Annotated in this window: 8 protein-coding genes and 3 tRNA genes; 4 read left to right on the forward strand and 7 right to left on the reverse strand. The window is 62.1% G+C overall.

Annotated features, from left to right (window positions below; all coding sequences use genetic code 11):
• The 5 genes from ACTJGZ_RS14770 to baeS all read right to left on the reverse strand — a co-directional run.
• The coding region (locus tag ACTJGZ_RS14770; RefSeq protein WP_441663665.1) for an ABC transporter ATP-binding protein at positions 1 to 507 on the reverse strand (507 nt) is incomplete at its 3' end.
• The gene (locus ACTJGZ_RS14775) at positions 507 to 1,712 is read right to left on the reverse strand and encodes an efflux RND transporter periplasmic adaptor subunit (RefSeq protein ID WP_441663666.1); all 1,206 of its coding nucleotides are present in this window, start codon (positions 1,710 to 1,712) and stop codon (positions 507 to 509) included. The genes ACTJGZ_RS14770 and ACTJGZ_RS14775, both read right to left, overlap by 1 nt.
• Before the next feature lie 12 nt (positions 1,713 to 1,724).
• Positions 1,725 to 2,282, reverse strand: a complete 558-nt coding sequence (locus tag ACTJGZ_RS14780; protein WP_441663667.1) for a Spy/CpxP family protein refolding chaperone — start codon at positions 2,280 to 2,282, stop codon at positions 1,725 to 1,727.
• Positions 2,283 to 2,407: 125 nt separating this feature from the next.
• Positions 2,408 to 3,121, reverse strand: a complete 714-nt coding sequence (locus tag ACTJGZ_RS14785) for a response regulator (RefSeq protein ID WP_441663668.1) — start codon at positions 3,119 to 3,121, stop codon at positions 2,408 to 2,410.
• On the reverse strand, positions 3,118 to 4,521 hold the full coding sequence (gene baeS / locus ACTJGZ_RS14790; RefSeq protein ID WP_441663669.1) for a sensor histidine kinase efflux regulator BaeS: 1,404 nt from the start codon (positions 4,519 to 4,521) through the stop codon (positions 3,118 to 3,120). Before baeS ends, ACTJGZ_RS14785 begins: the two co-directional genes overlap by 4 nt.
• 256 nt (positions 4,522 to 4,777) lie before the next feature.
• On the opposite strand from baeS, the gene ACTJGZ_RS14795 reads away from it, so the two are divergent.
• The 4 genes from ACTJGZ_RS14795 to ACTJGZ_RS14810 all read left to right on the forward strand — a co-directional run bounded on the left by ACTJGZ_RS14795 (position 4,778) and on the right by ACTJGZ_RS14810 (position 7,448).
• Positions 4,778 to 4,870: transfer RNA gene (locus ACTJGZ_RS14795), tRNA-Ser, on the forward strand.
• A 229-nt stretch (positions 4,871 to 5,099) separates the two neighbouring features.
• Positions 5,100 to 5,176, forward strand: a tRNA-Arg gene (locus ACTJGZ_RS14800).
• Between the two features lie 323 nt (positions 5,177 to 5,499).
• Complete coding sequence (locus ACTJGZ_RS14805; RefSeq protein WP_441663670.1) at positions 5,500 to 7,101, forward strand: inorganic phosphate transporter; 1,602 nt, start codon at positions 5,500 to 5,502, stop codon at positions 7,099 to 7,101.
• A gap of 270 nt (positions 7,102 to 7,371) precedes the next feature.
• Positions 7,372 to 7,448 (forward strand) — tRNA-Arg (locus tag ACTJGZ_RS14810).
• A 336-nt stretch (positions 7,449 to 7,784) separates the two neighbouring features.
• Here the strand turns inward: ACTJGZ_RS14810 and ACTJGZ_RS14815 are convergent.
• Positions 7,785 to 9,419, reverse strand: a complete 1,635-nt coding sequence (locus ACTJGZ_RS14815) for an FAD-binding protein (RefSeq protein ID WP_441663671.1) — start codon at positions 9,417 to 9,419, stop codon at positions 7,785 to 7,787.
• A 59-nt stretch (positions 9,420 to 9,478) separates the two neighbouring features.
• Positions 9,479 to 10,406, reverse strand: a 928-nt coding sequence (locus tag ACTJGZ_RS14820) for an ATP-binding cassette domain-containing protein (protein ID WP_441663672.1), incomplete at its 5' end; no start/stop codon positions are given.

Here is a 10,406-nt window from a genome sequence, read left to right on the forward strand (position 1 = left end):
GATCTGGCCGCCGTTCATCAAGGCCCGGGCAATGCTGACGCGTTGCTGCTGCCCGCCCGAGAGTTCGCTGGGCAGATGCAGGGCGCGGTCGGCCAGTCCCAGCCGTTCCAGCAGGGCGAGCGCGCGCTGGTCGCGCGCAGGGCCAGGAACACCGGCATACACGGCGGGCGTTTCGACGTTATCCCTGGCGTTCAGGTCAGGCAGCAAATGGTAGCGCTGGAAAATGAAGCCAAAGCGCTCGCGCCGCAAGGCGGCCAGGCCATCGGCATCCAGGCTGTCAGCGGCGCTGCCGGCAATGCGGTACTCCCCGGCGGTGGCGCGATCCAGGCACCCCAGCAGGTTCATCAGGGTGGACTTGCCCGAGCCGGAAGCGCCGACAATGGCCACCATTTCACCGGCGTGAATGTCGAGGTCTATGTCCTGCAGGACGGCAACGCGCTGTTCACCGCTGCCGAATTCGCGGCGGATGCCGCGCATGGACAGCAAGGGCTGGGAAAGCTCGTTCATTAAAGCCTCATACCGGGGCCGCGCCGCATGCCGCCGCTGCTGGAAACCTGGCTGGCATCGCCGAGAATGACGGCGTCACCGGCTTCCAGTCCAGAGAGCACCTGCGCCTGAACCTGATTGTCCAGGCCTATCGTGATGCGGTGTTCCTGCGGGCGTCCCTGCGCGTCCAGCACGCGCACGAGATAGCTGCCATCGGGCTGGGCCATGCCCAGCGCCGCTGAGGGGATCACGAGCGCATCGTCGGCCTGGGCCAGCACGATATAGACCTGGGCCGTCATGTCGATGCGCAGCAGGCCGTCGGGGTTCTTGATGTCGAACAGGCCGTTGTAGTACACCGCCGAACTGGATGAGCTGCTGCCCGACGAACTGCTGCCCGAGCTGCTGCTGGCGCTGCTGCTTTCGGGGGCGGGTTCTATGGCCCGCAGCACGGCGCGGCGGCGCTGATCGGGCTGGCCCAGAATGGTGAAGTACACCGGGTCGCCGGGTGCGACGCGCACCACATCCGCTTCGGAAATCTGCGCCTTGACGGTCAGGGTGTCGAGTTGCGCGATGGTCAGGATGGTAGGGGTTTGCTGATTGGCGTTCAGGGTCTGGCCTTCCTCGGCGGACAGGCCCACGACCACGCCATCTATCGGAGCGGAAATGCGCGTATAGCCCAGGTTCAGCGTGGCGGTGTCCACGGAAATAGAGGCTTGTTCGACTTGCGCTTTCAAGGATTCCACCCCTGCGCGGGCAGCGGCCAGGGCCGCGACGGCGGCCTCATAGGCTTCACGCGAACTGGCATCGGCGGCCAGCATGGTTTTCTGGCGGGTGTGGGCGAGTTCGGCCTGTTTCAGTTGCGCCTGGCGTGAAGCCAGTTCCGCACGGGCGCTAGCCAGCCCCGCCTGGGCATTGCGCAGGACGTTCTCCTGGGGCAGGGAGTCGATTTCCGCCAGCAACTGGCCTTTTTCGACTCTATCCCCCAGGGCGGCCTGCAGGCGCACCAGCTGCCCGGAAACCTGCGCGCCGACCTCTACCTGTTTAAAGGCCTGCAGGGTGCCTGTGGCCAGGACGGTGTCTTCAATGGCGGCTTTGCGGACGGGCACGGTAACAAAACTGCTGGCCGCGCGTGATGGGGCGGTCCAGGCAAAGCTGATGGCGGCGATGGCGGCGGCTGTAATGAGCGCGCCGCCCGCCAGCAGCCAGCGGCGAGAGAAACGGGCCATGGCTGCGTCAGATTAGCGTTGCTGAACGGAGCCGCGTGCGCCCGGCTGATGCATGCCGCGGCGGTTTTCCTGGCGGCGTTCTGCCAGTTGCGCGCGTTGTTCCGGGGTCAGAACATGGTACAGCGCATTATCACGCTGCACACGCAGCCGCGCTTCTTCCGCCACCGCATTGCCCAGCGCATCGGAGGCGCGTTTGAGGGCATCGGTATCGAGTTTTTTCGCGCGCCCCAGATCCCGTAGTTCACGAGATGCCTGGCGCAAGGCCTTGCGGCTTTCGTGCAGCGCGGGTTCGGCCTGATGGCGGATATTGAACAGCTGGTCGCGCTGGGCCTCGCTCAAATCCAGGCGCTCGAAGTGGTGGCCCCAGCCTGGGCCGGCGCTCGTGCCATTCATATCGCCATGGCGCATCATCATGTCAGGATGCGGGCCATAGCTGCGTTCTTGCAGCGGCGCGGCGCTAGGGGAATTGCTGGTGTCTGCGGGCTGCGCCAGCACCGGGGCGCTCAGGGCTGCCAGCAGGGCGCCTGCGACCAGGCTGCGGGATAGAAAAGGGGTAGAAAATCCACTCATGATTGCGCTCCTTTGCAGATGGCAGTCGGCGGAAAGTTCCGACTTGCAAGCAGATTAAAGGGGCAATAGGGGCGAAATATGGGGGTATTGGTCAGAAATTGTGGAGATTCGAGCGCTAAGTTTGGTCAGTCCAGTTCCAGCCGGTAACCCACGCCGTAAATGGATCGGATGATGTCATCTTCCGGGCGGATGGCCTGCAATTTTCGCCGCAGGTTTTTGATATGGCTATCGACAGTGCGGTCGGCGACCACGCGGTGATCGTTATAGAGCTGGCTGAGCAGCTGATCCCGCGAAAAAATAATGCCGGGCGCCGAGGCAAGGGTGCGCAGCATGCGGAATTCCACAGGAGTCAAAGAGAGGACCTGGCCATCCAGTGTGGCCAGGTAGCGGTCGCTGTCGATATGCAGGGCGGCGCCTGGCGGGTGCTGGCTGTCCGCCGGGGAACTGGCGGCATCGGGCGTGGCGGCTTGCGCATAGGCCTGAGTGCGGCGCAAGAGCGCCTTGACCCGCGCGACGACTTCCCGGGGGCTGAACGGCTTGCAGATATAGTCATCCGCGCCTAATTCCAGGCCCAGCAAGCGGTCTATCTCTTCCACTCTGGCGGTCAGCATAATGATGGGGACATGGCCAAGCTGGCGCAGTTCGCGGCAAATATCCAGGCCGTCGCGGCCAGGCAGCATCAGGTCCAGCAGAACCAGATCGGGCTGGTGCTGCTGGTAGGCGGGCAGGGCCTGATCGCCGTGATCCACCCAGCAGGCCTGGAAACCGGCAGCAGTGAGATAGTCCTGCAACAGCAGGGCCAGTTTGGGTTCGTCCTCGACGATCAGAATGGTGCTCATGGCTGTGTCGCCTTCTGTGCAGGGATGGGAAAGGTAGCAGTGATGCGCACGCCGCCCAGTGCCGAGGCGGCGGCGCTCAGGCGTCCGTGGTGGGCCTGCACAATCCGTTCGCACAGGGCCAGCCCCAGGCCCGCGCCGCCATGGATACGGTTGCGTGAGGATTCGACGCGATACAGGCGGTCGAACAGGCGGGGCAAGGCTTCTGCCGGAACGCCAGGCGCGGAGTCTTCAATCGTCAGGTGTATCTCCTGCTCTGCCCTGGACAGCTGGATGCGGACCTGGCCGCCGGCATCGGTATAACGCACTGCATTTTCCAGCAAGTTATTCAGGAGTTGCGTTAGCCGCTGGGCATCGCCCTCGATGGCTGGCAGCCCCGGTGTGGCATGCAGTTCGGCTGTCAGCCCGGCGGAGGCCAGGCGTTCGCCGAAGAAGGACAGCGCGATATCCGCCAGTCCGGCCAGATCCACCGGGTGCATGCGGTAGCTCAAGGCGCCGAGATCCGCCAGGGAAAACTCATGCAGATCGTCGATCAGCTTGTTCAGCATGGTGACTTCCGCGTGCATGGAGGCAATAGTGGCGGGCGTCAACTGACGGACGCCATCTTGCAGGGCTTCCAGTTCACCGCGCAAAACGGCCAGCGGCGTGCGGATTTCATGCGACAGATCGGCCATCATTTGCCGGCGCAGCTGTTCATTTTTTTCCAGCGCCTGGGCTAGACGGTTGAAGTCCAGGGCGAGCTGGCCCAGCTCGTCGCGCGAGGTCTGCTCGATGCGGATCGCATAATCCCCTGCCGCCAGCCTGTGGGTGGCGCGGGCAATGCGCTGGACTGGCGCCAGAAAGCTGCGGGCGAGCAGCATGCTGACCAGCGCGGCCAATAATAGCGACAGCCCGAGAATGGTCCAGGTTGCGCGGGTTTGCTCGCGCTGGAAACGGTTGTCCGGCGCATCCGGGGTGCGGTCCGGCGGTTCTACCGCCAGCCAGCCTATGGTGTTGCCGTCCAGCCGGATCGGATAGAGCGGCGTGCCGCTGGAGGGGGCGCGTTCGCCGGCGACGAGTTCGCGGTTTTCGTCCAGCAAAGTCACGGCCAGCGGGGGCATGGGGGGCGGCGGCATGGCGCCGCCCGCACGGTGCGGCATCGGGTGGCGCGACGGCCCGCGTTGCAGGCGCAGCCATAAGGAATTATTGCTGCGCAGGAAATCCCAATCGCCATGATAGCCATAGGCGGTGGTCAGGGCTTGGGTCAGTTCTTCGCGCTTGCGCTCTTCGCGCTGCTGGATATAGCTGCGGAAACCGGCATCGAAGCTGTAACGGATTGCCGCGCCCATGGCCAGCGTCACGACGATGCAGGTGGCGAAGAGCGTCAGGAAAAGTTTGAAGGTAATGCCGGATTGCAGTTTCATTGCTATGCCGCCAAAGCAGGCGCCGCCAGGGCAGATGGCCTATTGTCACGCATCTGCGCGGTGCTGGGCGCGCCGCGGGCGCTGCCGGGCCGGATTCCACGGTTTCTTCATTTTTCAGCTGGGGGCGGATCACAAGCATGAGACGGGCAGGGGGCGGGTATCGCAGGCCAAAATCAGGGGCAAGCAATGATGCTGCGATTGAGAGAAAAAAGATGGAGACAAAACAAAAAATATCGTGCTAGAATCACGGTTTCACGGAGACGTGGCCGAGTGGTTGAAGGTACTCCCCTGCTAAGGGAGCATATGGCTTATACCCGTATCGAGGGTTCGAATCCCTCCGTCTCCGCCAGTTAGAACTAAGCCCTTGAGACATCAAGGGCTTTTTTCTGCCCGCTCGGTTTGTGTCCGGGCAGGGCGCGGCAGCCGGGGCTGATATAGGCCTGATATATAGGCCTGATGCATGGCCATAAAAAATGATTTAAAAATAGCTTGCAGATTAAAAACACCACATGCTATATTTCTGCTTCTGCATTTTTGATGCGGCCCTGGCAAACAGGGCAGGCAGCGAAAAACAGAATGCGCCCGTAGCTCAGTTGGATAGAGTACTTGGCTACGAACCAAGGGGTCGTGGGTTCGAATCCTGCCGGGCGCGCCAATTCAAAAGGGCTTACAGTGAACACTGTAAGCCCTTTTTTCGTGGGCGGCTAAGCCGGGTCATGGCCTGATGGCGGCCCCATACCGGAAATCGTCCGCGAATGCACCCTCTTTGCATTTTTCTGTCGCCTGGTTGCGATACTCCGGCCCGCATTCTCCCTATTTGCTGAAAAGCATGGTCAAATTCCTGTCATTTTTGGATGGCAGTTCAATCGACCACATCATCATGAATCGTTCACGATGAGGACTGCTGTTAGCTGTCTGCCGGGCAAGCCTGCCTGCCGGGCGGCTTTGGGTGGCGAGTTGGAAATAGAATAACTTCTCATGAGTGCATCTTCACTGCATGCCAAGCCTGTCGATGACACAGCGGGCTCCTGGCGAATCAGCGTATTTTTCGCTGTGCTTCTGGTCAGTATCACTGGCTATTTCATCTATTGGGCACTGGGTTTTACCAACTTCAATGAGCCCGTTCTCTTGATCCTGGCGATTCTGTTCGGGATCTTCATGGCGTTCAATATTGGCGGCAACGACGTCGCCAATTCCTTCGGCACCAGCGTCGGGGCGCGTACCCTGACGGTCAAGCAGGCCTTGCTGATTGCCGCGGTCTTTGAGGTCAGCGGCGCCGTGCTGGCCGGCGGGGAGGTCACGGCAACCATCCGTGGCGGCATTGTCGATATGTCGGCCATGCATCTGGAACCGCGGCAGCTGGTCTTCATCATGATGTCCGCCTTGTGCGCGGCGGCCATCTGGCTCTTGTATGCCTCTAAAAAAGGCTATCCGGTTTCCACTACCCACTCCATCGTGGGCGCGATTGTCGGCAGCTCGATTACGCTGGGGATCATGGCCAGCGGCGGCAGCGCCGCGCTGGACCTGGTGCAGTGGGACAAAATTGGCACGATTGTGGTGTCGTGGATTGTGTCGCCGCTCTTGGGCGGCCTGGTGGCATACCTGCTGTACAAGCAGGTTCGGCACCATGTTCTGAACTACAACGACACGGCTGATGCGCAGTTGCGGGAAAACCGCCGGGCCCGCCGCGATTACAAGAAACAGCACAAAGAGGCGTTCGAGCGTCTCACGGATATTCAGAAAGCGTCCTATAGCCGCCTGCTGGAGCAGGATGCGCAATTGATGGAGGACGAGGAGTACGAACCCGGGCAATTGCAATCGGATTACTATCGCGGCCTGCATCAGTTCGAGCAGCGCAAGGAAGAAATCCGGGCCTACCGTGCCCTGGAAAACGGCGTGCCGCTGATTGCTGCGCTGGGCGCCATTGTCATCGCTTCCATGCTGCTCTTCAAAGGGCTGAAGAACGCCAATCTGGGCTTGTCGGCCTTGCACATGTATGTGCTGATCGGCATGATAGGCGCGTTTGTCTGGATGGCGACGTTCATTTTCGCCAAGACTCTCAAGCGCAAATCCTTGAGCAAATCCACTTTCATGATGTTCAGCTGGATGCAGCTGTTTACGGCAGCCGCGTTTGCCTTCAGTCATGGCTCCAACGATATTTCCAACGCCATCGGCCCGTTTGCCGCCATTCTGGATGTGCTGCGCACCGGTGTGATTGGTGATTCGGCAGCCATTCCGGCTGAGGCCATGATTACGTTTGGCGTGGCGCTGGTCGTGGGCTTGTGGTTCATCGGCAAGGAAGTGATTGCCACGGTGGGCACTAATCTCACCAAAATGCATCCGGCATCGGGCTTTTCGGCAGAGTTGGCAGCCGCAGCCGTGGTCATGATGGCCTCGCTGATGGGCTTGCCTGTCTCCAGCACGCATATTTTGATTGGCGCCGTATTGGGCATAGGCCTGGCCAACCGCCAGACCAATTGGGGGCTGATGAAGCCGATTGCCATGGCCTGGATCATTACCCTGCCTGCGGCGGCGATTATCAGCTCTATTGTTTTCCTGATCCTGAATAGCGTGTTCTGAGAGCGCGGGCGGCGAAGGCCCGCGCGTAACGGTCTGACGGTCATAGCGGCCGCCGGTATGCTTGGCGTACCGGCGGCTGTTTGTTTGGCGGGGACGGCTTGCGGTGGCTGGCGGGGCAGGGGCTCTTGGTTCTGCGGCAATCTTCTTTTATGTTGCGGCGTTTTTCTCTTGCGCCATCAACAAAAAACATGCTATATTTCTTTTTCTGCACTTGTTGCTCCTGCCGCTTCCTTGAAGCAAGGCAAGAGAGATAACAAAACAAGCCAGAATGCGCCCGTAGCTCAGTTGGATAGAGTACTTGGCTACGAACCAAGGGGTCGTGGGTTCGAATCCTGCCGGGCGCGCCAATTCAGAAGGGGCTTACAGTTTTCACTGTAAGCCCCTTTTTTCTTTTGCCACGCATTGCCCATTCGTTTGCGATGCGTTTTTCCGCCTGTTTCTTGAATCCCGTTTCTTGCATCCTGCTTTGCGGGTCCTGCCGCTGGCGTCCATGGCTGCGGAGGCGGAATTCATCGGGAAGCAACCTTGGGCGCTGCGTTCTTGAGCGCTGCCCTTGAACCGCAGCGCCCAAGGAATTAGCGCCCAAGGAATAGTGTCCAAGGAATAGCGCCCAAGGAACAGCGCCCAAGGAACAGCGCCTGAGCGCACCTTGAGACGCAGCCGCAAACCCGCTGCTGCCAGTTTCAGGCAGGCTGCGGGGCCGTGCTGGATGGCGTGAGCGCCACGCGCTGCAGCCGGATATCCCCCAGCCCGCTGACGAGAATACGGTCCTGTTGCGCCGGGTCGGCCTGCGGCAGTTCCTGCAAACGGTGCAAGCCCCGGGTTTCCCGGCGTTCACTGGCGCTGCGATATATCCAGCGTGCGCCCGCCAGCATGGCGGCGGTTTCGCGGGTGTGGCGGGGGTTTTGGCCGCTGGCCGGAATCAGGCCGCTGTCGGCCTGATCCCAGAGCGTATCGAGCTGGGCCAGAGAGGCTTGAATGCCGCTCAGGGTGCGAAAGACATTTTTCTCGATAGGCAAAATCTCGGCCTGTACCGCCTGGCGAATGGTTGCGCTAGGGGCGGCGCTGGCCGCTTTGTCTGAGCGCAGGCCGATACCGCCCAGGCCGCGCAACGCCAGATTGTCAGGCGGAGCAGGGCGAGCGGCTGCCACGGCGGCCTGAGCCGCCCACTTGGCCGAGACCAGGCACCAGGCAATAGCCGGGCCGGCACCGCTCATGGCGGCGCCGCAAAGATGGGTGCGCTCGGTGACATCACCGGCCGCGTACAGGCCGGGCACCGTAGTGGCGGAGTTGGCATCGGTCGTCAGTCCGCCTGCGGCGCGTATCAGTCCTTCGTAGCGCAATTCCAGCGGAAAGCGTTCCGTGAAAGGGTCCACGCCTATGGCGCGGAAGTGTTCGTAGATGCTGCTGACGGTTTTGGCGAATGCCTTGAGGTGCGGATTGCCGCGGTTCATGCTGGCATAGGCGGCGCCGGTTTCCAGAATGGCGCGGCCGACATCGGCGACGGATTCCCAGCCATTGGCAGGCAGCTCGCGGCCATTGCCGTCGTAAAAGGTGGCGCTGCTGTACCAGAAGCCTTTGGTCGTCGGGCTGCCTTGTGGCGATAGGCCGTAGTGGCCGCTGAATTCCAGGCCGGAAAACGTTGCGCCGGCTTCGGCGGCCATCAGGTGGCCGTCGCCCGTTGTGCCCTCGGTGCCCATGGCGCCTGACAGAAAGGCATTGCCGCCGGTCGCCAGGATAACGGCCCCGGCGCGCACGCTCCAGTTGCTCCCGTCCTTGGTGTTGTAGCCGGCTGCGCCAGCGACAGTGCCATCACGGTCCAGCAGTTCCAGCGCCGGGCTACGGTCGAGAATGCACACGCCTGCCTGCAGCAATTGCTCGCGCAGGAACAGCAAGGCATAGGGACCCTGGAAGGCCAGCAGGCTGGGCGGGCTGCCGTCCAGCGTCGGGAGCCCGTAGGCGGATTGGAAGCCCAGTGCTTTGAGCTGCAGGCCGATGCGGTAGCTTTCTTCGTAAATCCGCTCAATGTAGGCGAGGTCATCCAGGCCGCAGGCGGCCGCATGGCGTGAATGGATCAGTTTGTCGTTGTAGGCGGTTTCGCCGGGGCGGGTATAGCAGGCGCTGCCGCTGGCCTTGGCGACGACACCGGCTTCGCCGACCACGCCTTTTTCCGCAAGGATGACGCTGGCGCCAGCGCTGCGTGCGCTCAGCGCGGCCCAGCAGCCGGCGACGCTGCCGCCGATGACAAGGATATCGGCGCGGTATTCATGGTCGTGTGAGCCGGGCTGGATGAGATTACTGCTGGGATATGAGGCCATGGAAGTCACGCAAAACAGAAATTCAGTCAGAAATAGGAGAGCAGGGCATCAGGCCGGTGTCAGTGCTTTTGCAGCACGCGTTCCAGCACGGTTTCGCGCAAGGCGACGAAGGCCGGGTTGCCCCGGACACGGGGGCGTGCCAGCGGGACTTCCAGATCCAGCGCAAGCTGCCCGCCATCCATGAGGACAACTCGATCCCCCAGGGCCACCGCTTCTTCGACTTCATGCGTGACCAGCAGTACCGTGAAGGCATGGGTCTGCCAGATTTTTTCAATCAGCGCCTGCATTTCCAGCCGAGTCAGAGCATCCAGCGCGCCTAAGGGCTCGTCCAGCAGCAGCAGGCGCGGGCGATGGATCAGGGCACGCGCCAGCGCCACGCGCTGACGTTGTCCGCCGGAGAGCTGAGCCGGCCATTTCGCCGCATGTTCCGCCAGGCCGACTTCTTCCAGCGCAGCCTGCGCGCGCGGGCGCCATTGGCCGCGCAGCCCCAGGCCGATGTTGTCGAGCACCGACAGCCAGGGCAGCAGGCGCGAATCCTGGAACATCATGCGGATGTCCCGGGCGTGGCGGCGCAAGTCGCTGCCGTCGGCGTGCAGCTGGCCGCTTTCACAGGTTTCCAGGCTGGCCAGCGCGCGCAGCAAGGTAGATTTGCCGCAGCCCGAGCGGCCAACGATGGCCAGGAATTGGCCAGCCTGGATATCCAGGTTCAATTGCTGGATGACAGGCTGGGAACCAAAGGATTTTTCCAGTCCCCGCAGGGACAGAGCCAGCCCCAGTCCGGCCTGGCCAGGCGTCGCCGAGCGGACGGCAGCGCCCTTGGCGCTGGTCTGTGCGGGGGCGTGCGGCGGCTGGGCGAAACCAACATCCAGGGACGAACCAACATCCAGGGACGAACCAGAATTCAGTGACGCGCCGGCAGCGGATTGCGGCAGCAAACGCCGCCAGAGGGAAGGAAAGAAGCTTGCGTGATGGCTCATGGCCGTGCCT

The sequence above is a fragment of the Kerstersia sp. genome, assembly GCF_052103615.1.
Classification (GTDB): Bacteria; Pseudomonadota; Gammaproteobacteria; order Burkholderiales; family Burkholderiaceae_B; genus Kerstersia.